The organism is Pseudomonadota bacterium (assembly GCA_038533575.1).
GTDB lineage: Bacteria > Pseudomonadota > Alphaproteobacteria > Rhodobacterales > Rhodobacteraceae > Shimia_B.
Genome location: JBCAYL010000001.1, coordinates 308888 through 333715 on the forward strand (window position 1 = coordinate 308888; position 24828 = coordinate 333715).

Genomic DNA, 24828 nt, shown 5'->3' on the forward strand with positions numbered 1-24828 from the left:
GGGCTGACGCTACGCCCCGATGCCCTCGATGACCAGCGGGGTCGTTCAGCAGTTCGGGACGTTCACGGCGAGGCCGCCGAGCGAGGTCTCCTTGTATTTCTCGCTCATGTCCCGCCCGGTCTGGCGCATGGTCTCGATGGCCGCGTCGAGCGGCACGAGGTGCGATCCATCCCCGCGGAGCGCGAGCGAGGCGGCGGAGACGGCCTTGATGCAGCCCAGGCCGTTGCGTTCGATGCACGGCACCTGCACGAGGCCTTTCACCGGGTCGCAGGTCATGCCGAGATGATGCTCGAGCGCGATCTCGGCGGCGTTCTCCACCTGGGCGGGGCTACCGCCGAGGACTGCGCAGAGCCCGGCGGCGGCCATGGCGGCGGCGGAGCCCACTTCGGCCTGGCATCCCGCCTCTGCTCCGGAGATCGACGCGTTCATCTTCACGATGCCGCCGATCGCGGCGGCGGTCAGGAGAAAGTCGGGCAACTTCGAGGGGGCGGCGCCCGGCACGTGGTCGAGCCAATAGCGGATCGTGGCGGGCACGACCCCGGCCGCGCCGTTCGTCGGGGCGGTGACCACTTGCCCCCCGGCTGCGTTCTCCTCGTTCACGGCCATGGCGTAGACGGTCATCCAGTCATTGATCGTGTGCGGGGCAGAGAGGTTCATGCCGCGCTCGGAGAGGAGCTTTTCATGGATGCCGCGGGCCCGACGTTTGACGCCCAGCCCGCCGGGAAGAATGCCCTCGGAGGCGAGCCCGCGATCGATGCAGGCATTCATCACCTCCCAGATGCGCGCGAGCCCTGCGTCGAGCGCGAGTGGGCCCATCCGGGAGAGTTCGTTTGCTCGCTTGAGGCCGGCGATGCTGCGGCCACTTTCGGCGCACATCTCGAGCATTTCCGCCGCGGTGGCGAAGGGGTAGGGGACCGGTGGACCGTCATCTTCCGCGGGCGCGTCGTGCTCCGCCTCCGTGACGACGAAACCGCCGCCGATGGAATAGTAGGTCTCCTGAAAGATCACGTCGCCCTGGCCATCGGTGGCCATGAGCACGAGACCATTCGCATGGCCGTGCAGGGGCGGCCCGTAGTCGAAGGCGAGGTCTTCTTTCGGATCGAAGCGCAGGGGCGGGAGGTCGGGCGGTGAAACGTGACCCGTCGCCTTGATCTCCGACAGCGTCTTTTCGGCCTTGTCGGCGTCGAAGGTGGCTGGTTCGAAGCCAGCAAGCCCGAGGATGACGGCGCGGTCCGTGGCGTGCCCGACACCCGTGAAGGCAAGCGAGCCGTGGAGGCGTGCCCGGAGGCCCGCGGGCTGGAACGGGCTGGCGCGCAGGGCCTCGAGAAACCGCGCGGCGGCCACCATGGGCCCCATCGTGTGCGAGGAGGAGGGGCCAATGCCGATTTTGAAAAGCTCGAAGACCGAGAGGAACATATCCCGTGACTTAGGCCGCGCAGCGGTCGATCCCCAGCTCAAAAGCGACGCTTGATGCGCCGGTTTGGGACTCGGTGCGCCTACACCGGGGCTGACGGGTGCGCGTCATGTCGACGTGGCCAGGGTAATATCCAGGGAGGATGGTGTGAACGCCCCGAAACCAAGCCATCGAAGGCGAAACCAATACGTCATCAAATAACTGAGGCGTTCACCCGGCAAAGATCACCCATGCCCTCCATTGCCACAAGTCGGGATTTCCCCACCGTCACTTTGCAAAAAGCCGAAATGCCCGGGCGTGCGGCTCCCCCTTACGTCGGCCCGCGCTTGCGCCTATAGACGGGCCATGTCGGCGAAGAAGGGCGGAGACAGGGATGGGAGGTGAACTTTCACCCATCGACAAGGCAAAGTTCGTCGCGGCCAAGCGCGCCGCTGACTTCGTGGAGACCGGCATGAAGGTGGGCCTCGGCACGGGCTCCACGGCAGCGTGGCTTGTCCGCTGCCTTGGAGAAGCGGTGCGGGAGGACGGTCTGCGGATCAAGGGCGTGCCCACCTCTGCGCGGACCGCCTCGCTCGCGCGGGACGTCGGGATCGAGGTCATTTCGCTCGACGAGGCCAAGTGGCTCGACATCACCATAGACGGAGCCGATGAATTCGACGCGGATCTCAACCTCATAAAGGGGGGCGGGGGCGCGCTACTGCAGGAAAAGATCGTGGCCACGGCCTCCGACCAGATGCTGGTCATCGCCGATGTCACCAAGGAGGTCGACACGCTGGGAGCGTTTCCGCTGCCCGTGGAGGTGATCCCCTTCGGATGGCAGACCACCCGCGCCCTCCTCGAGGAAATGCTCAACGCCATGGATGTCCTCGGGCAGCAGGTCACGCTGCGCATGAACGGGGCGGCCCCCTACGTCACGGACGAGGGCAATCACATCCTCGATCTCCATCTCAATCGCATCGGTGAACCGCGCCAGCTCGCCATGGCGATGAACCAGATCCCCGGCGTCGTCGAAAACGGTCTCTTCATGGATATCTGTGACGTGGTCATCATCGGCTACGGAGACGGCCGCGTGGAAGTGCGCGACATCAACGACGGCACCGTGAGTGAAGACAAGATCAACTTCGTCGAGACCGACAACCTCTTTACCGACTTGATGGACTAGATGAGCGCCCCAGACGCCGACGCCGCCCAAGAAACGATCTATCCCATGGCCCGTGCCCGGCGCCGGGGGATGGTCTTCAACATCGCGGCCTACGCCTTTGTCACGGTCATGGCCGGCGGCTACTTCAATGCTGGCGCGGGATGGGGCTGGCTCGCGCTCGCCGTCGTGGGCTTCGTGCTCTTTGCCTACACGCTCCGCGCGCTTCTCACGCGGCCCTTCGTGGCGCGCATCATGGGAGGGCGCGTGGAGGTGATCGGGCCGACCGGCGGGCTCTACGCGTTCGACGCCGATGCCCTCACCGGAGCCACGCTCGACCCATCGGGCCGGGTGGGCATCCTGCAATACGATGACAACGGGACCGCTTACGCGCTCGTCTCGTTTCGCATGATGGGCCAAGAGGCCGCAGAAGACTTCACTGCGCGGATCAGGGCCCTACGTCCCGGCCTTCCCGAGATAGACCGCACCAAGACCTGAAGGACCCCGGCCATGGCTGACTTTGACTACGACCTCTTCGTCATCGGCGGTGGCTCCGGCGGCACGCGCGCGGCGCGGGTGGCCGCGGCGGGGGGCGCACGTGTGGCACTCGCGGAGGAGGATCGCTACGGCGGCACCTGCGTGATCCGGGGCTGCGTGCCCAAAAAGCTTATGGTCTTCGCGTCCACCTATTCAGAGGCTTTCGCGGAAGCGCGCGACTACGGCTGGGAGGTCACCAGCGGGGCCTTCCAGTGGGACTGGTTCAAGACGAAGCTCGAGCGAGAGCTTGACCGGTTGGAAGGCATCTACCAGCGGCTTCTCGACAATTCCGGTGTGGAGCGTTTCTCCCAGCGGGCGATCGTGACGGGCGCGCACGGGATCGAACTCGCCGATGGCACCGCCAAGACCGCAAAAACGATCCTCGTGGCCACGGGCGGGCACCCCGTGGTGCCCGACATGCCGGGCGCAGAGCTCGGCATCACGTCCAACGAGATCTTTCACCTCGATGAATTGCCCAAGAAGATGCTGATCATCGGCGGCGGCTACATCGCCTGCGAGTTCGCTGGGATCATGACAGGTCTCGGCGTGGAGGTCTGCCAGTGGTACCGCGGCGCGCAGATCCTGCGGGGGTTCGACGACGAGGCGCGCGGCGCCATCGCCGACGGCATGCGCCGCCGTGGCGTGGACCTGCACACCGGCACCAACATCATGGAGCTCAAGCGCGCCGCCGATCATGACCCCGACATGGACAGCGTGCCGATCAAGGATCGCACGAATTACGTCCCGCCCTACGAGGGCCCACGAGGCAAGGCAGGGCCGATGTGGGTGAAATCGACTACGGGCGCCGAGATGGTCTTCGACCAGGTGCTCTTCGCCACGGGCCGCACGCCCAACACCGACGGGCTGGGGCTCGCCTCAGCCGGGGCCGAGATCGGCCGGCGCGGGGAGGTGATCGTGGACGAATATTCCCGCACTGCCACGCCGTCGATCTACGCCATCGGCGACGTCACCAACCGGATCCAGCTGACGCCGGTGGCGATCCGCGAAGGCATGGCTTTCGTCGAGACGGTCTTCAACGACACGCCCACGCCGGTGGACCATGACCTCGTCCCCTCCGCCGTCTTCACGCAACCGGAATTCGGCACCGTGGGCATGACCGAGGAGGAGGCGCGCGACCAGGAGGCGATCGAGATCTATGCCACCTCGTTCCGCGCCATGCGGCAGGCCTTCGCGGGCAAGGACGAACGGGTGCTGATGAAGCTCATCGTGAGCCAGGCCACGCGCAAGGTTCTGGGCTGCCACATCGTGGCGGACGGGGCGGGCGAGATGATCCAGCTTGCCGGGATCGCGGTGAAGATGGGTGCCACCAAGGAGGACTTTGACCGGGTTTGCGCCGTGCATCCCACGATGTCAGAAGAACTCGTGACCATGAAAACACCGGTGCGAACGGCCTAAGAGCAGTTGATTTCGGGCCAAAAACACACATCTGACTGATCAATCCGTATGCAATTCTCAAACGAGCAAGGAACAGCAATGGCTGGTAATTCTGGCGGCCCCTGGGGGGGCGGCAATTCAGGAGGCGGCAACCGGGGCAATCGTCCCACGGGCGGCGGCTCGAATGGCGGCAACGGCGGTGGTCGCCGGCCCGGCAATGATGGTGGTCCGCAGATCCCCGAAATCGACGAGATCATGAAGAAGGGCCAAGAGCAGCTGCGCGTGCTCATGGGAGGCCGCGGTGGCGGCTCCAACGGCTCCGGCAGCGGCGGCGATGGCGGCCCTGCCTTCACGAAAGGCACGCTCGGCCTCGGCGCCGTGGCGCTCCTCGTCCTTTGGGCGTTCAACTCTTTCTATACGGTGCGCCCGGAAGAGCAGTCCGTGGAGCTTTTCCTCGGTGATTTCTCCTCTATCGGGCAGCCGGGCCTCAACTTCGCGCCCTGGCCGGTCATGACCTACGAGATCCTGCCGGTGACCCGCGAACAGACGGTGGAAATCGGCACTGGCACCCGCGGCGGTGACGCGGGCCTGATGCTGACGGGCGATGAGAACGTGGTCGACATCGACTTCCAGGTCGTCTGGAACATCTCCGACCCCGCACAGTATCTCTTCAACCTCGCGACCCCGCCCGAGACGATCGACGCGGTGGCTGAATCGGCCATGCGCGAGATCATTGCGCAGAGCCAGCTCGCGCCGATCTTGAATAGAGACCGCGCCGTCATCGCCCAGCGACTGGAGGATCTCATCCAGACCACGCTCGACGGATACGAGAGCGGGATCAACGTCATCCGCGTGAACTTTGACCGCGCCGACCCGCCGCAGGACGTCATCGACGCCTTCCGCGACGTGCAGGCCGCCGAACAGGAGCGTGACCGTCTCCAGAACGAAGCCGACGCCTATGCCAACCGTGTCCTCGCCGAGGCCCGCGGTGAAGCGGCACAGGTGCTGGAACAGGCGGAAGGCTACCGCGCGCAGGTAGTCAATGCCGCCGAAGGTGAAGCCTCGCGCTTCAACGCGGTTCTCGACCAATACCTGCAACAGCCCGACATCACGCGCCAGCGTCTCTACCTGGAGACGATGGAGCAGGTGCTCGGCCGCGTGGACAAGATCATCCTCGACGACACGTCCGGCGAAGGCGCCGGTGGCCAGGGAGTGATCCCGTTCCTGCCTTTGAACGAACTGCGCCGCAGCGCAAACAATTCCGGAAGCAACTGATATGAGTCGCTCAATCATCGCCCTCATCGCCGTGGTCGGCCTTATCGTGGTCGGCCTCAGCTCCATCTTCATCGTCGACGAGCGGCAGAAGGCCCTCGTGCTCCAGTTCGGCCGCGTCGTGCAGGTCAAGGAGGATCCGGGCCTCGGTTTCAAGATCCCGCTGATCCAGCAAGTCGTGCGATACGATGACCGGATCCTGTCGATCGACGTGGACCCGCTCGAGGTCACGCCGCTCGACGATCGCCGTCTCGTCGTGGACGCCTTCGCGCGCTACCGCATCACCGACGTGGAGCGCTTCCGTCAGGCCGTGGGCCTCGGCGGCGAGCTCGCCGCGGCCAACCGCATCGACGGCATTCTGCGCGACGAGCTTCGCGCAGCCCTCGGTGGCGTGAGCTCCAACGACATCCTCTCCGTCGACCGGGCCGCGCTCATGGCGCAGATCCGGAACGGCGCGGCAGAGGAAGCGCTGGGCCTCGGGATCACCGTGGTGGACGTGCGCCTCAAGCGGACCGACCTGCCGCCGGAAAACCTTCAAGCCACCTTCGACCGGATGCGCGCCGAGCGTGTGCGGGAGGCTACCGACGAACGCGCCCGCGGCCGCGAGGCCGCGCAGCGGATCGAGGCCCAGGCGGACCGTACCGTGGTGGAGCTCGTCTCCGAGGCGCAGCGCGAAAGCGAGATCATCCGCGGTGAGGCCGACGGCGCCCGCGAACGGATCTTCGCCGACGCCTTCAGCCGCGACCCGGAGTTCTTCAACTTCTACCGCTCGATGACGTCCTACCAGCGCTCGCTCCAGGGCGAGAACACCACGCTGGTGCTGTCGCCGGACAGCGAGTTCTTCAACTTCCTGAACTCGCCCACTGGCGAGATCGGCGGCGCGATCCCGAACTCGGATCGCTAGGCGCCGATGAGCTGGATACTCACCGGGCTTGGTCTGGTGCTCATAGTGGAGGGGCTGGTCTATGCGCTGGCCCCTTCTCTCGTTGAGGACATGCTCGAGGCCCTGAAATCCCTGCCGCTTGAGACGCGGCGCCTCATCGGGCTCGGCGCACTGGCCGCGGGCATCGTCCTCGTTCTTCTCGCCGCCGCCTAGCCGCGCGGGCCATCGCGCCAACGTGAGAGCCGCTTTGTGCCCTTGGTGGTACCATGCGCTATCCGTCGCACTTTTGGGGAGCGCTCGTGAAGACAGCCCGCCTCGCTGCTACCGCACTCTGCGGGGCCATGCTGGCCGCGCCCGCGGTCGACGCGCATGACCGCATCAAGCTGGTCACGCGATCCGATCCCGGCCAGACGCTCATCATCCTCAAGCGCCATCCGCGCCATTTGCATCATCGCGTGCAAAGAAAACCACGGGTCATCGTGGTGCCGAAGAGCGGTGGCCCCGTCCTCGTGCCCCGCGATGAATCGTTCGTCCTCGTCTCGGATCCCGAGCGTGCTAAACCCTTGCCGCGCCACAAGACCATTGTGATCACGACGGGGCGGAGCCGGCTTTCTGCCCGGCACCGCTGAACCGACGAGCGGACCTTGCGTCACCTCACTGCCCAGTCACATGGCAGTGACAGACGAAATTCACCCATTTGCGTTGCTTTCATGTCACCCTACGTTGGTGGGGCAGGACGAAGGGGCCCCGTGGCCCCGACGAGGAACACCCCGAGGAGTACTCAATGAGACGAGACGCCCATCCAACGAGCCGGGCCGAGGCCAGGGCCATCCCCCAAACGAATACAGGCCAGACCTATGTGAAGGCCGCTTGGGTCGCCTTCATGGCTGTCGCGCTCCTCATGGCGCAGGCCATTGTCGCCAAGGCGCAGACGGCGCCGCCGAGCTTTGCGGATCTTGCCGAAACGATCAGCCCGTCCGTCGTGAACATCACCACGTCGACGGTCGTGGCCGGGCGCACGGATCGCGGCCCCCAGGGAATCGTGCCCGAAGGCTCGCCCTTCGAGGATTTCTTCCGCGAATTCGAAGACCGCCGCGGTAATCAGGGCCAGCGGCCGCGCCGCTCCTCCGCGCTGGGCTCGGGCTTTGTCATCTCCGAGGACGGCTTCATCGTGACCAACAACCACGTCATCGAGGGCGCGGACGAGATCACCATCGAGTTCTTCTCGGGTGATGAGCTCGTGGCCGAACTCATCGGGACGGACCCCAACACCGATATCGCACTCTTGAAGGTGGAGGCGGATACGCCGCTGCCCTTCGTGCCTTTCGGCGACAGCGACACCGCGCGCGTGGGCGACTGGGTCGTGGCCATGGGCAACCCGCTGGGGCAGGGCTTCTCCGTCTCGGCAGGGATCGTGTCCGCGCGCAACCGCGCGCTTTCGGGCACCTATGATGATTACATCCAGACCGACGCCGCTATCAATCGCGGTAACTCGGGCGGCCCTCTCTTCAATCTCGAGGGCGAGGTGATCGGCGTGAACACGGCGATCCTGAGCCCCAATGGCGGCTCCATCGGGATCGGCTTTTCTATGGCGTCGAACGTCGTCACGAACGTCGTGGACCAGCTCCGTGAGTTCGGCGAGACGCGCCGCGGCTGGCTCGGCGTCCGCATCCAGGACGTTACACCCGACCTCGCCGAGGCCATCGGCCTCGAGGATGCGCGCGGCGCAGCCGTGACCGACGTGCCCGAGGGCCCGGCGATGGATGCCGGCATGCAAACCAATGACATCATCATCCGCTTCGACGGCGTCGAGATCGAGGACACGCGCGAGCTCGTGCGCATCGTCGGCAACTCGCCCGTGGGCAAGGAGGTGCCAGTGGTGGTCCTCCGCGATGGCCGGACGGAAACACTGACCGTGACGCTGGGGCGCCGCGAGACCGCGATCGAGGTCCCCGCCGCGGCGCCCGGTCCGGAAAGCGAAGATGAACCCGAGCAGATGGATCAGCTCGGGTTGACGCTCTCTGTCCTCGACGACGAGGCCCGGGAAGCACTCGGCGTCGGCGACATCGAAGGCATTCTGATCTCCGACGTGGAAGAGGGCTCCGAAGCTTTCGAAAAGGGGCTCCGCGCCGGTGACGTTATCACGGAAGCCGGTCAGCAGCGCGTGACGACGCTTTCGGCGTTTTCCACGCAGATCGATGCAGCCCGTGACGCGGGCCGCCGCTCGGTGCTGCTTCTGGTGCGCCGTGGAGAGGACCCGCGCTTCGTGGCGCTTGGCCTCGAATAGCGACGGACATGCCATGCCTATCGAGAAAGGGCCCCGCGCGGGCCCTTTTTCATGCGCTCAGCCGTCTTCGCGCGGCACCGCCACGAGGCCGAGCTTCCGAGCGGCAGCGATGGAGAGGATCGCGCTGTCGAGCCCTTGCGGCGCCTGGTAGGCGCGCACGGCCCGTAGGGTCCGCGCATCCATTTCGCCGGTGATGTCGCCCGAGTAGACGCCCCGCGCTGTCAGGGCGCGCTGGACCGACGCCACGAACTCCGTCGTCAGCGCGGCCTCACAGGGTGTTTCGAACCAGATCTCGCGCCGTTCCCGGACGATGGCCTGCCGGGTTTCGGTTTTGTACACGGCTTCGCGCCGGACCATGCCGTCCGAGCCGATCTCGGCGGGATGCAGCAGGATGTTGTCGGTCACGGTTTCGAGCACTGCGGGCGTGACGTCCTTGCCCCAGCAGCTTCCCGGCGCCGCATTGGGTGGGCCGTCCTGGGAGCTGAAGCGCTGCAGGGCAGGGTCCGCGCGCGTGACGGTTTCGACGGTGCCGCACGCCGCCGTGAAGGCGCACAGCGCCAACGGTAGAATAATGTGTTTCACTGCTCTCATCCGCTTTGGCTGCGGTTTTGCTGGAGCTTAGCGGAGCCCGGGCCGTCCCGCTACCGTTGATCGCCATTCCGGCACGGCGCGCGTCGCCTCAGGGCTGATCCCCGGCGCGCGCGATCTCGATATTGGGCTTCAGCAGATCGTCGAGCATGTAGGAGATATCCTCCACATGCTGGGAGACGATGTTGGTCACCGCGCCCTCGCGCTGGAGCTGGCCGGTGACACGGAGCATGCGACCGGCGATGACCGCCCGCCGGAACTCCTCGTAGATCTTGCGCCAGACGATGACGTTGCAGATGCCGGTTTCGTCTTCGAGCGTGATGAAGATCACGCCCTTGGCTGTGCCTGGGCGCTGCCGCACCAGCACGAGGCCCGCGACGACGCAGCGCGCGCCATTGGGGACCATGGGAAGCATATCGCAGGGCACCGCGGCGGGGGGGCGGGGCCAATCCTGGGCGGGGTAGGTGGGCATGGCGAACAAAGTAAGAACACGCGCGCGGGAGGGCAAGCCGGAAACGGCTTCGCAATCCTCGTGCGTGTGACTATATCTTCCCGAGATCCGATACTCAGGGAGCCGAGCAGGGCCCCAAGGAAATTCCAGGAGACGACATGGCCAAGATCACCTTCGTCGCCCATGACGGCGCGACCCATCACGTGGAAGCCTCGGCGGGCGAAACACTGATGGAGGCGGCGCGCAACAACAACGTGCCGGGCATCGAGGCCGATTGCGGCGGGGCCTGCGCCTGCGCCACGTGCCATGCCTACATCTCCGAAAGCTGGGCGGAGAAGATGCCCGCCATGGACCCGCTGGAAGAAGACATGCTCGACTTCGCGCAAGCGCAGATCCCGGGCCGCTCGCGGCTGAGCTGCCAGATTAAGATCACAGACGAGATGGACGGGCTCGTCGTGGACCTCCCAGAGAGCCAGTTCTGACGTGAGGGGGGCGCCGCGTCTGCCGTCCGACGGGTGGCGCCGGTGGGCGCGCGGCGCGCTGATGGGCCTCTGCCTAGGGCTACCACTTCCTGGGGCGGCCGACATCGCTTCGGCGCGCTTTTCGGAGCCGACGGAAAGATACGGCCATGGCGTGCTGGGCGACCCGTCCGAGCACGCAGCGATTTCCGTGCGCTTGGCGGACGGGGGCAGCGCGGTGCTCCGCTGGGACCGGCCCATGGTCTTCGAGGATGTGGAGCCGCGCCTCGTTGATATCGACGGTGACGGCGGGCAGGAGCTCCTGGTGGTGGAAAGCCACGAGCGGCTCGGCGCGCGCTTCGCGGTCTACGATGTTCGGGACGGGGCGCTTGTCCCGATTGCCCGCAATCCCTTCATCGGCACACGCTTCCGGTGGCTGGCCATTGTCGGGGCGGGCGATCTCGACGGAGATGGCCGGGTGGAGATCGCCTATGTGGACCGACCGCATCTCGCACGCACGCTCCGCATTTGGCGGCTGCAGCCCAGTGGCAGCGCCTTCGATCCCGTGGAGGTAGCCTCGCTGCCCGGTGTGACGAACCACCGGATCGGAGAAGAGGACATTGCCGGCGGCCTCCGCGATTGTGGCGCGGGGCCGGAGATGATCGTGGCGGATGCGGGCTGGCAGCGGCTTCTGGCCGTGCGTTTCGACGGCACAGCGCTTGAGGCGCGCGACATCGGAGCCCATTCCGGCCGCGCCTCTTTCGCGGAAGCATTGAGCTGCTAAGGCGGGGCCCTACGCGACGCGATCAGCCGGATTGGTGCCAGCCTTAGGCCTCAGGGAGCCCCTCAGGCGCAAGCGCGCGCCATCCGATATCCTTACGATAGAAGCCTTCGGGCCAGTCGATCTGTGCGAGGGTCCCGTAGGCGCGGGCGTGGGCTTCTTCGAGTGTGGCACCACGGGCGGTGACGTTGAGAACGCGCCCGCCGGCGGCGCGCACTGTGCCTTCCTCGGCGCGGGTGCCCGCGTGAAAGACCATGACGGTCGAGCTTTCAGGCAAAGCGGCGAGACCACCGATTTCGCTGCCCTTGCTGTAGCTGCCGGGGTAGCCGTCGGTGGCCATGACGACGGTGAGTGCGTGGTCTTGGGCCCAGTTCACCTGCGCATCCGCGAGGCGGCCTTCGGCGGCGGCTTGCAGCAGGTCGAGGACCTGACCGCCGAGGCGCATCATCAGGACCTGGCATTCGGGGTCGCCGAAGCGGACATTGTATTCCACCAGACGCGGCGCGCCGTGCTCGATCATCAGACCGGCATAGAGGATCCCGCGGTATGGGATGCCACGGCGGAACATCTCACGGAGTGTCGGGCGCACGATCTCGTCCATCGCGCGCGCGGCAATGGCGTCCGTCAGGACAGGGGCGGGGGAATAGGCTCCCATGCCACCGGTATTGGGGCCCGTGTCGCCCTCACCGACGCGCTTGTGATCTTGCGCCGTGCCGATGGGAACGGCGTCTTCGCCGTCGCAGAGGACGAAGAAGGAGGCTTCTTCCCCGTCCATGAACTCCTCGATGACCACTTCCGCGCCGGGCTCTGAAAAGAGCGCGTCGACAGCTGCGCGGGCCTCCTCTTCCGTCATGGCCACGGTGACCCCCTTGCCCGCTGCGAGGCCGTCGGCTTTCACCACGATGGGCGCGCCATGGCGGGCGAGGTAGGCGTGCGCAGCACCCGCATCGGAGAAATGACCATAGGCCGCCGTGGGCACGCTGGCCGCGTCACAAACGCCCTTGGTGAAGGCTTTTGAGGCCTCGAGCGCGGCCGCGGCCGCCGACGGGCCAAAGCAGAGGATGCCAGCCTCGCGCAGGGCATCGGCCACGCCCGCCGCCAGGGGCGCTTCGGGACCGATGATCACGAAATCGACCGTCTGTTCCTGCGCGAAGGCCGCCACGGCCTCTCCATCCTCGATGTCGAGATCGGCATTCCAGGCGATCGCCGCGGTCCCCGCATTGCCGGGCGCCACGATGAGCCGCCCGCATTTCGGGTTCTGCTTCACCGCCCAGGCCAGCGCATGTTCGCGCCCGCCCGAGCCCAGGATGAGGATGTTCATGGCCCGCCCTTTCCCTCTTTCGCCGCGCGTCCTAGACTCCGGTTCAGCCCATCACAAGAGCGCTCCATGGACCTCCTCGACGATCCGACCCCGGGAATGAATACGCCTGAATACTCCGTCTCGGAGCTCTCCGGCGCGATCAAGCGGACCATCGAGGGCGAGTTCGGACGCATTCGCGTGCGCGGCGAGGTGGGGCGCGTGGTGCGCGCGCGCTCAGGCCATCTCTACTTCGATCTCAAGGATGACCGGAACACGCTCTCCTGCACCACCTGGAAGGGGCAAGTGACCGGCCTCGGCGTGATGCCGGAGGAGGGGATGGAGGTGGTGGCCACCGGCCGCATGTCCGCCTTCGGGCCGCAATCGAAATACAACATGAATGTCGATGAGCTTGCCGTGGCGGGGCAGGGGGCGCTCATGGCCATGCTCGAGAAGCGCAAGAAGGCGCTCGAGGCAGAGGGGCTTTTCGCGGCGGAGCGCAAGAAGCCGCTGCCCTACCTGCCCGAGGTGATCGGCGTGGTGACCTCGCCCACGGGCGCCGTCATCCGTGATATTCTCCATCGCCTGCGTGACCGCTTTCCGCGGAAGGTCCTGATCTGGCCCGTGGCCGTGCAGGGCCAGAACTGCGCACCGGAGGTGACGGCGGGCATCACCGGCTTCAACGCGCTCACGCCCGGGGGCGCGCTTCCTCGGCCCGATCTCATCATCGTGGCGCGCGGTGGCGGCTCCATCGAGGACCTCTGGGGCTTCAACGAGGAGAGCGTGGCCCGCGCCGCCGCTGCATCCGAGATCCCGCTCATCTCCGCCGTGGGGCATGAAACCGACACGACCCTCATCGACTATGTGAGCGACCGGCGGGCGCCCACGCCCACGGCGGCGGCCGAGCTCGCCGTGCCGGTGCGCCGCGATCTTCTGGCCTGGGTGGAGGAGCAGGGCGCGCGCCTCATCCGCGGCGAAGGCGCCATTCTCGACGGGCGGGGCCAGCGGCTCCGCGATCTCTCCCGCGCGCTGCCACGGGCAGAGGCGCTCATGGCGGCGCCGCGCCAACGGCTTGATCTCGCGGAGGCGCGGCTCAAACCCGCGCTGGCCTCCGCCGTGCAAAGCCGCCGCGTGCGCCTCGCCCAGGCCGCGCTCGGGCCGGGGCTTCTGACCCGTGGGCTGGCGGAAGAGGGCCGGCGGCTTTCGAGCTGGGCTGCGCGTCTCGGGCCCGCGCTCTTGCGCGCCTCCACGACGAAGCGGGAACGCCTCGATGCTCGGGGGCGCCTCTCGCCGGGGCTGCTGGAGGAGCGTCTCACGCAGAAGCGGCAGGAACTAACGCGGCTGGCCACGCGGCTCTGCGATGTCTCGGCCACGCGCCAAGCAAAGCTTCGGGACCGTCTGACCGCCCTCGACCGACTGCGAGAAACCTTGAGCTACAAGGCCACGCTCGAGCGCGGCTACGCGGTCGTGCGCTCCGGCGGCGCGGTCGTCACCCGCAAGGCGCAGGTGAAACCTGCCGAGCCGATCGAGATCGAGTTTGCCGACGGTCGCCTGGCCACGGGGAGCTCGGGAGCGACCGTCGCCGCGCCTGCAAGAAAGCCAAAGGCGGCGCCGCGCGGCGCGCAGGGCTCGCTCTTCGACGCTGGGGATTAGGGCTTAGACACCGATCTGCGGACCGGGGCAAAAGAGCGGCTCCTCGCTTTCCTGCACCTGGTAGACGGGAGCACCATCGCGCCCAGCGAAATCGGCGCGCAGCCCGCCCGGCCCCTCGAAGAACCGCCAGCATTGCGGCTCTGGATTGTCCTCGTAGACAAAGCAGATCAGCGGCCCGTCGTCATACCAGAAGCCATCGCGGCACTCCTCCCCGGCGAAGGCCCAGCGGACCTGGCGGCCCGGGAGGTACTCCTCCGTGCCGTAGGGTGCCTCGCCCGCGCGGCCGTAGCTCAGCGTGCGCCCCGTCACGAACGCTTCGAACTCCGCCGCGGTCATGGGTGTCTCTTGGGCCGCAGCGGGACAGGCGAACAGGGCAACGGCCAGGGCAAGGATACGCATGGGGTGACCGTGCCACCGGGGCCGGGGCTTGGCCAGTGCCTTCGCTTGAGAAACCCCTGTCGCCCATAGGCGACGCACGGTCCTTTGCCTGCGGCGTTCGGGCGCGCGAAACGGGGCGCAGATGTCGTTTTCGGGCGACGGGCCGGGGGCGGAGGCCCTATGCTGCCCGCGACCGACGAAGGAGGTGCGCCGTGGCGCTCGACGAAGGCAAAGGCATCTGGAAATCCGCCAAGGGCAAGGGAAGGCGCCACACGAAGGGGCGCCCGCTCGATGATCGCGCGTGGGACGAGGTGAAGGCGCTTCTCGGGGCGCGGGAACGGCGGCGTGATCACCTCATCGAGTTCCTCCACCTGATCCAGGACACCTACGGGCATCTCTCGGCGGCCCATCTCCGCGCTCTGGCAGAGGAGATGCGCCTTTCGCAGGCGGAGGTTTACGAGGTCGCGACGTTTTACGCGCATTTCGACGTGGTGAAGGAGGGCGAAACGCCCCCGCCGGCGCTGACCATTCGCGTCTGCGACTCGCTCTCGTGCGAGTTGGCCGGGGCGCAGGAGTTGAAATCCGCCCTGGAGGCAGGGCTCGACCCGGGCGAAGTCCGCGTGCTCCGCGCGCCGTGCATGGGCCGCTGCGATACCGCCCCGGTCCTCGAGCTCGGGCATCACCATGTCGACCACGCCACCGTCGAAAAGACCAAGGACGCCATCGCCGCCGTCCATATCCATCCGGAGATCCCGGATTATGAAGGCCTCGCCGCCTATCGCTCCGCCGGAGGCTACAAGGCGCTGGCCGAGCTCCGAGAGGACGGGGACTGGGAAGAGGTGCAGGAGCGCGTCCTCGCAGCCGGGCTTCGGGGCCTCGGCGGCGCGGGTTTCCCGTCTGGCAAGAAATGGGGCTTCGTCCGCGCCAATCCCGGGCCGCGATACCTCGCCGTCAACGGCGATGAGGGCGAGCCCGGAACCTTCAAGGATCGCTACTATCTCGAGCGCACGCCGCACCTTTTCCTCGAGGGGATGCTGATCGCTGCATGGGCCGTGGAAGCGGAGCGCGTCTTTCTCTACATGCGCGACGAATACCCGGCCGTGCTCCATATCCTCGCCACCGAGCTCAAGGCCATGGAAGTCGCGGGCCTGATCGCGCCGGGCTATGTCGAGCTTCGCCGCGGAGCGGGCGCCTACATCTGCGGCGAAGAGAGCGCGATGATCGAGTCCATCGAGGGCAAGCGCGGCATTCCCCGGCATCGCCCGCCCTTCGTGGCCCAGGTTGGCGTCTTCGGGCAGCCCACGCTCGTCCACAACATCGAGACGCTGCACTGGGTCGCGCGGATCTGCCGTGAGGGGCCGGAGATCCTGTCGGGCGTGGAAAAGAACGGCCGCACGGGCCTGCGCTCCTATTCCGTCTCGGGGCGCGTGGCGCGGCCGGGCGTCTATCTTCTGCCGTCGGGCTCAACGATCATGGATGTCATCGCGGCCGCGGGCGGCATGGCCGACGGGCATGTCTTCAAGGCCTATCAGCCAGGCGGCCCGTCCTCCGGGCTTCTGCCTGCCACGATCAACGACGTCCCGCTCGACTTCGATACGCTTCAGCCGCTCGGCACCTTCATCGGCTCCGCGGCGGTGGTCGTGTTGAGTGACCAGGACAGCGCGCGGGCCGCAGCGCTGAACATGCTCCGATTTTTCGAGGATGAAAGCTGCGGGCAATGCACGCCCTGCCGCGTGGGCTGCGAGAAGGCGGTCAAACTCATGCAGGCCGATCACTGGGATCAGGGGCTGCTGACGGAGCTTTCGAATGTCATGGTCGACGCCTCCATCTGCGGCCTCGGGCAGGCGGCGCCGAACCCGATCAAGTCGGTCATGCGGCATTTCCCCGAGGAAATCTGAGCCGCACACGGGGCTGCTCCGATGACCTAGGCCCTCGATAGCGCCCGCCCGCGTCCTCTATGCGCCTCCCCGCATCTTCCCCTCCCGACGTGGGAGGGTTAGGTGACGAGAAACGCGAGGTGACATGTCCTTCTTCGGCAAACTCAAAGACCGCTTGTTCAAGTCGAGCTCGAAGCTCGACGAGGGGCTCGATGCCATCGTCGATGACGGCGGGACGGTGGAGGCGGCGGAGGTCCCGGATGAAGCCCGGGATGAGATGCGCACGGATGAAGCTCCCGAAGCGCAATCCGCCCCGGCCTCCGAGCCGGAGCCGGCCCCGGGGCCAGAGGCAGAGCCCGAGAGCGCGGCGGAGCCTGAGCCGGAGCCCGCGCGAGCGCTCGCACCAGAGCCCGAGCCGGAACCGGACCCCGAGCCGGAGCCCGTGAGGGCGCCGCCCGCGGAGGCCGCGAGGCCCGCGCCCGTTCCCGTGGAAACGGTCACGCACGAGGCGCCGGAAGAGGCCGCGCCCCGGCCCGGATTGCTCGGGCGCCTCATGGGACGCAGTGCAAGCCCGGCGGAGAAGAAGCGCGTCCTCGACGATGACATGCTCGAGCAGCTCGAAGAGCTTCTCATCACCTCCGACATGGGCGTGGACACGGCGCTGCGCGTCACCGCCAACATGGCCGAGGGCCGCATGGGCCGCCGCCTGTCGGCGCGCGACATCAAGAGCCTCATGGCCGAGGAGATTGCGCGGATCATGGAGGGCGTTGCGCGCCCGCTTCCCATCTACCCGAAGACGCCGCAGGTCGTGCTGGTCGTGGGCGTGAACGGCTCCGGCAAGACCACGACCATCGGCAAGCTCGCCTCGCAGTTTCGCGCGGCGGGCAAATCCGTGGTGATTGCCGCGGGCGATACGTTCCGCGCGGCGGCCGTCGAACAGCTTCAGGTCTGGGGCGATCGCGCCGGGGTGCCGGTGCTGACGGCGCCGGAGGGTTCGGACCCCGCGAGCCTTGCCTTCGACGCCATGACCAAGGCCGAAGCCGAGGGGGCAGACCTCCTGATGATCGACACGGCAGGCCGGCTGCAGAACCGCGCCGACCTCATGGAAGAGCTTGCCAAGATCGTGCGCGTCATTCGCAAGAAGGATCCCGACGCGCCGCACAACACGCTCCTCGTGCTCGATGCCACCACCGGCCAGAACGCGCTCTCGCAAGTCGAGACCTTCCAGAAACTCGCCGATGTCTCGGGGCTCGTGATGACAAAGCTCGACGGGACGGCGAAGGGCGGTGTTCTCGTGGCGCTCGCGGACAAGTTCGGCCTGCCGATCCACGCCATCGGCGTGGGCGAGCAGATCGACGATCTTGCGCCCTTCGACCCTGAGGAATTCGCGGCTGCGCTCACGGGCCTCGATGCCTGATGGGGCGTGACGACAGGCGCCGCGGGCAGGCGTCCTTGCATCCAAAGCGACGCAAAAGGCGCAAGCGCCCTTGAGCCCCGCCGATGACTGAGTGGATCCTGGGCATTGAGGGAACGGAGGCGGGCACCCGCGCGGCGCTCGTCCTCGCGCTTTTGGCGGCCTTTCTTCACGCGATTTTCGGTGCGCTCCAGAAGGGCAAGCACGATCCATGGCTCACGCGGGGTGCCATCGATATCTGGATCTGCGTCCTGTCCGCGCCGGTGGCGCTCTTCGTGGTGCCGTGGCCCGTGGGGCAGGAATGGCTGATCATGGCGGGCGCCATGGTCATTCACTTCGCCTACAAGGTCGGCATGGCGCTGTCCTACAGTCGTGGTGCTTACACGGTGGTCTACCCTGTCGTCCGGGGGACGGCGCCGATCTTCACCGTGATCGGAGCCTACTTTTTCTTCGGGGAAGTCTTCACGCTCGTGCAATGGGCGGGTGTGGCGCTGCTCAGCGGGGCGATCCTCGGGCTTGCAGCCTACAATCTCAGACATGTGGAGGTGGATCGCGTGAGCCTCGTGCCGGCCCTGTGGTTTGCCGTGGGTACCGGGGCACTCGTCGCGCTCTACACGACCTACGACGCTTACGGCATCCGCGCGATCCCGGATCCTTTCACCTTTCTCGCGTGGTTCTTCTTCCTCACCTCCTTCGATTTCGTCGTGCTCGGGCCCATCTTGTACTGGCGTGACCCCCTCCGCCCACCGGTGCGTCCTCTTCTAGCGCGCGGGATCGTTGGCGCCTTCGTCGCCTTCGGCTCCTTCGGGTCGATCATGGTGGCGACCCGGCTCGACAAGGTGGGCGAGGCGGCGGTACTGAGAGAGACGTCCACCGTGTTCGCCGCCCTCATCGGGTGGCTTTTTCTCAAGGAGACGGTGGGGCCCCGGCGCGCGGCCCTCATGGCCGCGATCGCGGCAGGCGCGGTGATTGTGGAATTCGGAGGCTGAGCCTTGGCGGAGACGAAAGAAATCAACTCGATGACAAAGCTTGTGCTCGAGCTGGGCCCGCCCGTGGCATTCTTCGTGATCTACCTGCGCATCCAGGACGAGATCTTCACCTTCGGCGGCACGGAATATTCCGGCTTCATCGTGGCCACCGTCATCTTCGTGCCGATCCTGCTCGCGGCCATGGGCCTGCTCTGGATGCTCACGGGCAAGCTCAGCCGCATGCAGATCTTTACGGCCTTCATGGTCATCTTCTTCGGAGCGCTGACGGCCTATTTCAACGACGAGCGGTTTTTCAAGATGAAGACGACGCTTGTCTACGGCTTCTTCGCGGTCATGCTCGGGATCGGGCTTATCAAGCGCAAGAGCTTCCTCGCCTATGTCATGGCCGAGATGATGCCCATGACCGATGAGGGCTGGATGATTCTGACCCGTCGCCTGACGCTCGCCTTTGCCGCGCTGGCGGTGGCCAACGAGATCATCTGGCGGACCATGAGCACCGAGACATGGGTGGCGATCGAGACATTCGGGTTCCCGATCGCGCTTTTTGTCTTTCTCTGGTGGCAGATCATGGCGCTCCAAAGCCACGTCATCGAGGACGACGCGTCCTAGGGGCACTCGCCTGAAGAAGAGTGCAAGTCCCGTCCCTGCCGCCCCACTCTGGTCAAACAGCGGGCTTGATAAAGGGTCGCCTCCGTTTCCGCGCCCGGCTCCGTCCAGATCGAGACATTCAATGGCGCGGTCCTCGGCATGGCGGCGTTGAAGGCCGGACCCAATGCCAACGTGCGCGTGGCCTTTATGGGTGCGGCGACAGGCCAGGACCTCATTGCCAAGCTCATCGTCAACGGTGAGGTGGTGGACGTCAAAATGATCGACGTCGCGCGCTAAATCCCCAGACAGACGCGCGAAAGGCTGGCCTTCGGGCCGGCCTTTTTCGTTTTCCTGCCCGGAACGCGAGAATTTTTCGGCATTTTCCGGTTTCAGATCACGCGCCGCTTGTGATTTGTTACAGTCTGATTTCCCGTTTTTTCATGCAATCCGCGCCAATTCCCGGCGCGGGCGCACCAAGTCTTCGCCTCTGTGCACAGAACCGCCCCTGCGTGAGGGTTTCTGGCATTTCAACAGGTTGGGCGTGTCACCTGATGCACAGATTCATGTGAACGGTTCGAGGGTTTTTCTTTTCGTCACAGGACACATCTCTCGGTCATCGGACGGCGGCACCGACCCTAACCCGCCACCGCCCGGAACACATCAAACCCGGCGCTGACCCCGCCGACCATACTGAAACAAAGGAACTCTCATGTTCAAGAAATTCGCAATCGCCGCCACCGCCATCGCACTCTCCGCTGGCGCCGCATCCGCCAACAACACCTTCGGCATCCTCGGTGGTGCAGAGCAGGGCGACACGTTCTACGACGTGAACGTGGCTCGTACGCTCGGCGCAGGTGAAGTGCAGATCTCCACGCTGTCCGGTGACGTGCTCGGCACGGCCATGCTGAACGCCGGCACCAACACCGACGTCCGCGTGCCCTTCGCAACGCCGGCATCCGGCCAGGACCTCGTCGCCTCGCTCATCGTGAACGGCAACGTGGTTGATCAAGAAGAGATCGACGTGCGCCGCTAAATCCAGCGCACTCAAATCGGGAAAAGGGCTGGCCTTGCGCCAGCCCTTTTTCTTTGCGGGGATGCTATCGCGCGAAAAGCGCGTCGAGCTCCGCCTTGGTCGCCGCGCCCTTGCGCTTCTCGGCGAGCACCTGCTGCCCCCGCTGAAGCGCGGGCCTCGCCCAGCAAGCCGCGAGCCACCGTTTCAGATGGGGCTTGTCGTCCATGCTCTGCTCTTGCCCCGGCCAGAGCGAGGCCCACGGCCAAATGGCCATGTCGGCAATCGTGTACGCAGACCCGGCGACCCATTCGCTCTGCGCCAGCCTCCGGTCGAGGACCCCATAAAGGCGCGCGGTTTCTCCACGGTAGCGGTCCTGCGCGTAGGGAAGCACGACGGGCGGGTCGAAATTCGGGGCGAACTTCAGGAAATGATGGGCCTGTCCGGCCATCGGGCCCACGCCGCCCATCTGCCACATGAGCCATTCTTCCACGGCGATCTGCCCCCGGGCGTCGGCGCCGCCGAATTGGCCGGTCTTGCGGGCGAGGTAGAGCAGGATCGCCCCGGATTCGAAGACGCTCACGGGGTCGCCGTCGGGCCCCACCGCATCGACGATGGCGGGCATTCGATTGTTGGGCGCGATCTTGAGAAAATCCGGCTCGAACTGCGCGCCTGATCCGATGTCGATCTCATGGAGCCTGTAGGGCAGGCCCATCTCTTCGAGGGCAATCGTGACTTTCCAGCCGTTGGGCGTGGGCCAGTAGTAGAGATCGATCATGGAATGCTCCTTTGCATGCTCAGGATGGCCAGTGCGGGCCGGATGGCAAGGGCCGCGCTTGACCGGGAGCGCCGGGCGGCATAGGCACGAAGGGTGGCGATTTGTGCCGGATTGCGGGCCACGTAAAAGAAACCGCTAAACAGGTGAGGAGCGTATTTGCGCCCCTGCCGCCGGCAGGGGCTTTTTTTGTTGCCTGAAGGAGGGCAGCACCGATGGAAAAACGCACCAAGGCTGTCCACGAGGGCATCCGCCGCAGCCAATACGGAGAGGTCAGCGAAGCGATCTTTCTCACGCAGGGCTTCGTCTATGAGAGCGCCGAACACGCGGAGGCACGCTTCATCGAGAGCGGGCCGGACGAGTTCATCTACGCGCGCTATGGCAATCCGACCGTCGCCATGTTCGAAGACCGCATCGCGGCGCTTGAAGGGGCCGAGGGCGGGTTTGCCACGGCATCCGGCATGGCGGCCGTGAATGGCGCACTCATGTCGGTGCTCAAGGCGGGCGATCATGTCGTGGCGGCACGCGCCCTATTCGGCTCCTGTCTCTACATTCTCGAAGACATCCTGCCGCGCTTCGGGGTCGAGGTGGAGTTCGTCGACGGGACCTCGCTTCCGCAATGGGAGGCTGCGATCCGGCCTGACACGCGGGTCGTCTTCTTCGAGAGCCTGTCCAATCCGGCGCTCGAAGTCATTGATATCGAGGCGGTTTCCACCCTCGCGCGCAAGGTGGGCGCGCTCGTGATGGTCGATAACGTCTTCGCCACGCCGGTCTATTCCCGTGCCATCGCGCAAGGCGCGGACGTGGTGATCTATTCCACCACCAAGCATATCGACGGGCAGGGCCGCGCCCTGGGGGGCGTCATCCTCGGCCGCCACGAATTTTTGCAAAAATTCGTGGTCCCGTTCATGAAACATACGGGCGGGTCCATGTCGCCCTTCACCGCGTGGATGATGCTCAAGGGGCTTGAAACGCTCGAACTGCGCGTGCGCGCCCAGACCGCCTCCGCCGAGGCGCTGGCCGACGCGCTCGCGGCGCGCCGCGATCTGGAGCGGGTGATCTATCCCGGGCACGAGAGCCACCCGCAACACGCCCTCGCCATGGCGCAGATGGGGGCGGGCGGCACACTCCTCGCGATCGATTGCGGCACGAAGGCGCGGGCCTTCAAGGTATTGAACGCGCTCGCGCTTTTCACGATCTCCAACAATCTGGGCGACGCCAAGAGCATCGTCACGCATCCGGCCACCACCACCCACCAGCGGCTCAGCGAGGAGACGCGTCAGGCCCTCGGGATCACCGAGGGCCTCATCCGCCTCTCCGTGGGATTGGAGGACAGTGGGGACCTCATCGCCGATCTGGGCGCGGCGCTGGACGCGGCCTGATGCTGATCCGGCGGTTTCGCGCGGAAGATGGCGCGGGCTGCGCAGCTCTCTTCTACGAGGCCGTCCACGTGGGAGCGGCGGAGAAATACGACGCGGCCCAGCGCCGGGCCTGGGCGCCCAAGGTGCCCGATGGCGCGGCCTTTGCCGAGAGGCTCGGCGCGGAGCACTGTTTCGTGGCCCAGGATAGCGAGGCGATCCGGGGCTTCATGAGCCTGACGCCCAGAGGCTATATCGACATGGCCTTCGTGGCGCCGGACGCGCGGGGCACCGGGCTCGCAGACAAGCTATATGCTGAAATCCTGCGCGCGGCGCGGTCGACGGGGCTGACCTATCTCGCTGTCGACGCCAGCGCCTATGCGCAACCGTTTTTCACACGCCATGGTTGGACGATCCACCGCGCCGAGGAGGTCGAGCGCGGCGGGCTGGCGATCCTGCGATATAGCATGTTCCTGGACCTCTCCGGGTGATCCACGCTCTCGCGCGGTGCGTAAATCTCAGGCAAAATGCGAACATGGCGGTTGTCATAGGACGCCGCACGCCCATCTAAGTGCTTGGCCCGCACCCGCGTTGAAAGGGGGAAATTGCCATGAACATCCACGCAGCCGATATCGATCGTGAGCCCAGCCGGGAAGAGGCCGAGGCCGCATTGGCGCTATTGCGCCGTTGGGCTGGCAAGGTCTCCGCCAGCGAGCTTACCGATCTCGACCCGCAAGTCGCGGGCCTGATGCCGGGCCGTCCATCCGCTTATCCGGCGTTGGCACGCGCCTACCCTGAGGATTTCTCGGTGGACGGCGCCTACAAGGCATCGCTGCCCGATCTGCAGAACGGGCCGTCCTCCCTGATCCGCGGCGCCAAGCAGCAGATCCAGCATGTGGGCATTTCGAATTTCCGGCTGCCGATCCGCTACATGACACGCGACGGCGCGCCCACGACGCTCGAGACCTCCGTCACCGGCACCGTGAGCCTCGAGGCGGAGAAAAAGGGCATCAACATGAGCCGCATCATGCGGAGCTTTTATGCCTATGCCGAGGAGACCTTCAGCTTCGACGTGATGGCGCGCGCCCTCGACGCCTATAAGAGCGATCTCGAGAGCTTTGACGCGCGCATCCAGATGCGCACGTCCTTTCCCATGAAGGTGGGCTCGCTTCGGTCCGGGCTCGAGGGCTACCAGTATTACGATCTCGCGCTCGAACTCGTGGAGCGTGATGGCGTGCGCAAGAAGATCGTGCATCTCGACTATGTCTACTCGTCGACTTGCCCGTGCTCGCTGGAGCTTTCCGAGCATGCCCGTGCCACGCGCGGCCAGCTTGCGACGCCGCACTCGCAGCGCTCCGTCGCGCGGATTTCCTTGGAGCTTGCGGAGGGGGCGCCGTGCCTCTGGTTCGAGGATCTCGTGGAGCTCTGCCGCGCGGCGGTGCCCACGGAGACGCAGGTGATGGTCAAGCGCGAGGACGAGCAGGCGTTTGCCGAATTGAACGCCGCCAACCCGATCTTCGTCGAGGACGCGGCGCGCTCCTTTTGCGAGGTGCTTCTCGCCGATCCGCGCGTGGGCGATTTCAGGGTGGTGGCCTCGCATCAAGAAAGCCTGCATTCCCATGACGCGGTGAGCGTGCTGACAGAGGGCGAGACCTTTGCAAGCGAGAGCCTTGATCCCCGGCTCTTCGCCTCCCTTTTCCACGTGGGCTGAGGCGCCGGGCGTGGGGGCCTGCCCTCGCGCTCCCCAAGTTCTTCGGGAAAGGTGAAGAGACGATCTTGGAAGTCTTCTTTCCGTTCGAGGCCATTGGTGAGGTGGGGCGGTACACGCCCATGGGCTACACCGTGGCGTGGCTGCCGCCCGCGTTTGCCGAGGGGCTGCCGGAGCCCGCGCGGGCGCGACCGCGCGTCGTGGGAGAGCTCGGCGGCGTGAGCTTCAAGGGCGCGCTCCATCCCACATCCGACGGACGGGCCTATTTCATCTTCTCGAAGGCCATGCAGAAGGCCACCGGGCTGGGCGAGGGGGACCCGGTCCGCATCGCGTTTCGATACGATGACCCGGACGCCGTGGATGTCCCTCCCGCGCTTGCGGACGCGTTGGCCCAAGATGAAGGCGCGGGCGAGGTCTGGGCCGGGCTCACACCCGGCACGCAGCGGGGCTTTGCCCACCAAGTCGCGTCGGCCAAGACAGAGGCCACAGTGCTCAAGCGCGTGCGCGCCGTGCTGGCCGCGCTCGAAGAGCCGGATCCGAGCCCTTATCCCAAGCGGCGCTAGGAGTTGACAGGCCCG

The 24828-nt window shown here is 66.2% G+C and carries 27 protein-coding genes and 1 riboswitch; of the genes, 21 read left to right on the plus strand and 6 right to left on the minus strand.

Annotated features, from left to right (window positions below):
- Positions 1-45: 45 nt before the first annotated feature.
- Positions 46-1416: an L-serine ammonia-lyase gene (locus AAFM92_01690; protein MEL7299072.1), complete on the minus strand. Its 1371-nt coding sequence runs from the start codon at positions 1414-1416 to the stop codon at positions 46-48.
- A gap of 371 nt (positions 1417-1787) precedes the next feature.
- On the opposite strand from AAFM92_01690, the gene rpiA reads away from it, so the two are divergent.
- The 8 genes from rpiA (at position 1788) to AAFM92_01730 (ending at position 8926) form a co-directional block, all read left to right on the plus strand.
- A complete protein-coding gene (gene rpiA, locus AAFM92_01695) occupies positions 1788-2576 on the plus strand; it encodes a ribose-5-phosphate isomerase RpiA (protein ID MEL7299073.1) in 789 nt (262 codons plus the stop codon).
- Entirely contained in the window at positions 2577-3050 is a 474-nt protein-coding gene (locus tag AAFM92_01700) for a hypothetical protein (protein ID MEL7299074.1), read from the plus strand.
- Between the two features lie 12 nt (positions 3051-3062).
- Positions 3063-4505 carry an FAD-dependent oxidoreductase gene (locus AAFM92_01705; GenBank protein ID MEL7299075.1) on the plus strand — a complete coding sequence of 481 codons (1443 nt, stop codon included), beginning with the start codon at positions 3063-3065 and terminating at the stop codon, positions 4503-4505.
- Positions 4506-4583: 78 nt separating this feature from the next.
- Complete coding sequence (gene hflK / locus AAFM92_01710; protein MEL7299076.1) at positions 4584-5759, plus strand: FtsH protease activity modulator HflK; 1176 nt, start codon at positions 4584-4586, stop codon at positions 5757-5759.
- A 1-nt stretch (position 5760) separates the two neighbouring features.
- On the plus strand, positions 5761-6660 hold the full coding sequence (locus AAFM92_01715) for a protease modulator HflC (protein MEL7299077.1): 900 nt from the start codon (positions 5761-5763) through the stop codon (positions 6658-6660).
- Between the two features lie 6 nt (positions 6661-6666).
- Complete coding sequence (locus AAFM92_01720; protein ID MEL7299078.1) at positions 6667-6852, plus strand: DUF2065 domain-containing protein; 186 nt, start codon at positions 6667-6669, stop codon at positions 6850-6852.
- Positions 6853-6938: 86 nt separating this feature from the next.
- Positions 6939-7268 carry a hypothetical protein gene (locus tag AAFM92_01725; protein ID MEL7299079.1) on the plus strand — a complete coding sequence of 110 codons (330 nt, stop codon included), beginning with the start codon at positions 6939-6941 and terminating at the stop codon, positions 7266-7268.
- Between the two features lie 254 nt (positions 7269-7522).
- Complete coding sequence (locus tag AAFM92_01730; GenBank protein MEL7299080.1) at positions 7523-8926, plus strand: Do family serine endopeptidase; 1404 nt, start codon at positions 7523-7525, stop codon at positions 8924-8926.
- A 57-nt stretch (positions 8927-8983) separates the two neighbouring features.
- Here the strand turns inward: AAFM92_01730 and AAFM92_01735 are convergent, their stop codons facing one another.
- Positions 8984-9517, minus strand: a complete 534-nt coding sequence (locus AAFM92_01735) for a peptidoglycan-binding domain-containing protein (protein ID MEL7299081.1) — start codon at positions 9515-9517, stop codon at positions 8984-8986.
- Between the two features lie 88 nt (positions 9518-9605).
- The gene (locus AAFM92_01740) at positions 9606-9986 is read right to left on the minus strand and encodes an OB-fold nucleic acid binding domain-containing protein (protein ID MEL7299082.1); all 381 of its coding nucleotides are present in this window, start codon (positions 9984-9986) and stop codon (positions 9606-9608) included.
- 137 nt (positions 9987-10123) lie between these two features.
- Between AAFM92_01740 and AAFM92_01745 the strand changes: the two genes are divergently transcribed.
- Positions 10124-10447: a 2Fe-2S iron-sulfur cluster-binding protein gene (locus AAFM92_01745; GenBank protein ID MEL7299083.1), complete on the plus strand. Its 324-nt coding sequence runs from the start codon at positions 10124-10126 to the stop codon at positions 10445-10447.
- Positions 10448-10508: 61 nt separating this feature from the next.
- The gene (locus tag AAFM92_01750; GenBank protein ID MEL7299084.1) at positions 10509-11207 is read left to right on the plus strand and encodes a VCBS repeat-containing protein; all 699 of its coding nucleotides are present in this window, start codon (positions 10509-10511) and stop codon (positions 11205-11207) included.
- A 43-nt stretch (positions 11208-11250) separates the two neighbouring features.
- On the opposite strand, the gene purD is transcribed toward AAFM92_01750, so the two are convergent.
- Positions 11251-12525, minus strand: coding sequence for a phosphoribosylamine--glycine ligase (gene purD / locus AAFM92_01755; GenBank protein ID MEL7299085.1), 1275 nt, complete (start codon positions 12523-12525; stop codon positions 11251-11253).
- Positions 12526-12591: 66 nt separating this feature from the next.
- On the opposite strand from purD, the gene xseA reads away from it, so the two are divergent.
- Positions 12592-14154 (plus strand): exodeoxyribonuclease VII large subunit, encoded by a 1563-nt coding sequence (xseA, locus tag AAFM92_01760; GenBank protein MEL7299086.1) that lies wholly within the window; start codon positions 12592-12594, stop codon positions 14152-14154.
- Between the two features lie 3 nt (positions 14155-14157).
- Here xseA and AAFM92_01765 read toward each other — a convergent pair whose 3' ends face one another.
- The gene (locus AAFM92_01765; protein MEL7299087.1) at positions 14158-14553 is read right to left on the minus strand and encodes a hypothetical protein; all 396 of its coding nucleotides are present in this window, start codon (positions 14551-14553) and stop codon (positions 14158-14160) included.
- A gap of 191 nt (positions 14554-14744) precedes the next feature.
- Here AAFM92_01765 and AAFM92_01770 point away from each other — a divergent pair, with 191 nt between their 5' ends.
- The 6 genes from AAFM92_01770 to AAFM92_01795 all read left to right on the plus strand — a co-directional run bounded on the left by AAFM92_01770 (position 14745) and on the right by AAFM92_01795 (position 20433).
- Entirely contained in the window at positions 14745-16430 is a 1686-nt protein-coding gene (locus AAFM92_01770) for an NAD(P)H-dependent oxidoreductase subunit E (protein MEL7299088.1), read from the plus strand.
- Between the two features lie 124 nt (positions 16431-16554).
- The gene (gene ftsY, locus AAFM92_01775) at positions 16555-17826 is read left to right on the plus strand and encodes a signal recognition particle-docking protein FtsY (protein ID MEL7299089.1); all 1272 of its coding nucleotides are present in this window, start codon (positions 16555-16557) and stop codon (positions 17824-17826) included.
- An 83-nt stretch (positions 17827-17909) separates the two neighbouring features.
- Positions 17910-18812, plus strand: a complete 903-nt coding sequence (locus AAFM92_01780) for a DMT family transporter (protein ID MEL7299090.1) — start codon at positions 17910-17912, stop codon at positions 18810-18812.
- A gap of 3 nt (positions 18813-18815) precedes the next feature.
- Positions 18816-19421 (plus strand): inner membrane-spanning protein YciB, encoded by a 606-nt coding sequence (locus AAFM92_01785; protein MEL7299091.1) that lies wholly within the window; start codon positions 18816-18818, stop codon positions 19419-19421.
- Between the two features lie 138 nt (positions 19422-19559).
- Complete coding sequence (locus AAFM92_01790) at positions 19560-19697, plus strand: hypothetical protein (GenBank protein MEL7299092.1); 138 nt, start codon at positions 19560-19562, stop codon at positions 19695-19697.
- A gap of 412 nt (positions 19698-20109) precedes the next feature.
- Positions 20110-20433: a hypothetical protein gene (locus AAFM92_01795; GenBank protein MEL7299093.1), complete on the plus strand. Its 324-nt coding sequence runs from the start codon at positions 20110-20112 to the stop codon at positions 20431-20433.
- Positions 20434-20497: 64 nt separating this feature from the next.
- Here AAFM92_01795 and AAFM92_01800 read toward each other — a convergent pair whose 3' ends face one another.
- A complete protein-coding gene (locus AAFM92_01800; GenBank protein MEL7299094.1) occupies positions 20498-21187 on the minus strand; it encodes a glutathione S-transferase N-terminal domain-containing protein in 690 nt (229 codons plus the stop codon).
- 83 nt (positions 21188-21270) lie between these two features.
- Positions 21271-21347: riboswitch (SAM riboswitch) on the plus strand.
- Between the two features lie 52 nt (positions 21348-21399).
- Here AAFM92_01800 and metZ point away from each other — a divergent pair.
- The 4 genes from metZ to AAFM92_01820 all read left to right on the plus strand — a co-directional run bounded on the left by metZ (position 21400) and on the right by AAFM92_01820 (position 24813).
- Positions 21400-22566 carry an O-succinylhomoserine sulfhydrylase gene (gene metZ / locus AAFM92_01805; protein MEL7299095.1) on the plus strand — a complete coding sequence of 389 codons (1167 nt, stop codon included), beginning with the start codon at positions 21400-21402 and terminating at the stop codon, positions 22564-22566.
- Positions 22566-23033: a GNAT family N-acetyltransferase gene (locus AAFM92_01810; protein ID MEL7299096.1), complete on the plus strand. Its 468-nt coding sequence runs from the start codon at positions 22566-22568 to the stop codon at positions 23031-23033. Before metZ ends, AAFM92_01810 begins: the two co-directional genes overlap by 1 nt.
- Before the next feature lie 119 nt (positions 23034-23152).
- Positions 23153-24253: a GTP cyclohydrolase FolE2 gene (gene folE2 / locus AAFM92_01815; GenBank protein ID MEL7299097.1), complete on the plus strand. Its 1101-nt coding sequence runs from the start codon at positions 23153-23155 to the stop codon at positions 24251-24253.
- Between the two features lie 65 nt (positions 24254-24318).
- Positions 24319-24813 (plus strand): YdeI/OmpD-associated family protein, encoded by a 495-nt coding sequence (locus AAFM92_01820; GenBank protein ID MEL7299098.1) that lies wholly within the window; start codon positions 24319-24321, stop codon positions 24811-24813.
- Positions 24814-24828 lie beyond the last annotated feature (15 nt).

What these genes read in the sequence shown, in the direction of transcription:
- AAFM92_01690 (MEL7299072.1), bottom strand. Translation starts at nt 1,416, where the DNA reads ATGTTCCTCTCGGTCTTCGAGCTTTTCAAAATCGGCATTGGCCCCTCC.
- rpiA (MEL7299073.1), top strand. Translation starts at nt 1,788, where the DNA reads ATGGGAGGTGAACTTTCACCCATCGACAAGGCAAAGTTCGTCGCGGCC.
- AAFM92_01700 (MEL7299074.1), top strand. Translation starts at nt 2,577, where the DNA reads ATGAGCGCCCCAGACGCCGACGCCGCCCAAGAAACGATCTATCCCATG.
- AAFM92_01705 (MEL7299075.1), top strand. Translation starts at nt 3,063, where the DNA reads ATGGCTGACTTTGACTACGACCTCTTCGTCATCGGCGGTGGCTCCGGC.
- hflK (MEL7299076.1), top strand. Translation starts at nt 4,584, where the DNA reads ATGGCTGGTAATTCTGGCGGCCCCTGGGGGGGCGGCAATTCAGGAGGC.
- AAFM92_01715 (MEL7299077.1), top strand. Translation starts at nt 5,761, where the DNA reads ATGAGTCGCTCAATCATCGCCCTCATCGCCGTGGTCGGCCTTATCGTG.
- AAFM92_01720 (MEL7299078.1), top strand. Translation starts at nt 6,667, where the DNA reads ATGAGCTGGATACTCACCGGGCTTGGTCTGGTGCTCATAGTGGAGGGG.
- AAFM92_01730 (MEL7299080.1), top strand. Translation starts at nt 7,523, where the DNA reads ATGGCTGTCGCGCTCCTCATGGCGCAGGCCATTGTCGCCAAGGCGCAG.
- AAFM92_01735 (MEL7299081.1), bottom strand. Translation starts at nt 9,517, where the DNA reads ATGAGAGCAGTGAAACACATTATTCTACCGTTGGCGCTGTGCGCCTTC.
- AAFM92_01740 (MEL7299082.1), bottom strand. Translation starts at nt 9,986, where the DNA reads ATGCCCACCTACCCCGCCCAGGATTGGCCCCGCCCCCCCGCCGCGGTG.
- AAFM92_01745 (MEL7299083.1), top strand. Translation starts at nt 10,124, where the DNA reads ATGGCCAAGATCACCTTCGTCGCCCATGACGGCGCGACCCATCACGTG.
- AAFM92_01750 (MEL7299084.1), top strand. Translation starts at nt 10,509, where the DNA reads ATGGGCCTCTGCCTAGGGCTACCACTTCCTGGGGCGGCCGACATCGCT.
- purD (MEL7299085.1), bottom strand. Translation starts at nt 12,525, where the DNA reads ATGAACATCCTCATCCTGGGCTCGGGCGGGCGCGAACATGCGCTGGCC.
- xseA (MEL7299086.1), top strand. Translation starts at nt 12,592, where the DNA reads ATGGACCTCCTCGACGATCCGACCCCGGGAATGAATACGCCTGAATAC.
- AAFM92_01765 (MEL7299087.1), bottom strand. Translation starts at nt 14,553, where the DNA reads ATGCGTATCCTTGCCCTGGCCGTTGCCCTGTTCGCCTGTCCCGCTGCG.
- ftsY (MEL7299089.1), top strand. Translation starts at nt 16,555, where the DNA reads ATGTCCTTCTTCGGCAAACTCAAAGACCGCTTGTTCAAGTCGAGCTCG.
- AAFM92_01780 (MEL7299090.1), top strand. Translation starts at nt 17,910, where the DNA reads ATGACTGAGTGGATCCTGGGCATTGAGGGAACGGAGGCGGGCACCCGC.
- AAFM92_01790 (MEL7299092.1), top strand. Translation starts at nt 19,560, where the DNA reads ATGGCGGCGTTGAAGGCCGGACCCAATGCCAACGTGCGCGTGGCCTTT.
- AAFM92_01795 (MEL7299093.1), top strand. Translation starts at nt 20,110, where the DNA reads ATGTTCAAGAAATTCGCAATCGCCGCCACCGCCATCGCACTCTCCGCT.
- AAFM92_01800 (MEL7299094.1), bottom strand. Translation starts at nt 21,187, where the DNA reads ATGATCGATCTCTACTACTGGCCCACGCCCAACGGCTGGAAAGTCACG.
- metZ (MEL7299095.1), top strand. Translation starts at nt 21,400, where the DNA reads ATGGAAAAACGCACCAAGGCTGTCCACGAGGGCATCCGCCGCAGCCAA.
- AAFM92_01810 (MEL7299096.1), top strand. Translation starts at nt 22,566, where the DNA reads ATGCTGATCCGGCGGTTTCGCGCGGAAGATGGCGCGGGCTGCGCAGCT.
- folE2 (MEL7299097.1), top strand. Translation starts at nt 23,153, where the DNA reads ATGAACATCCACGCAGCCGATATCGATCGTGAGCCCAGCCGGGAAGAG.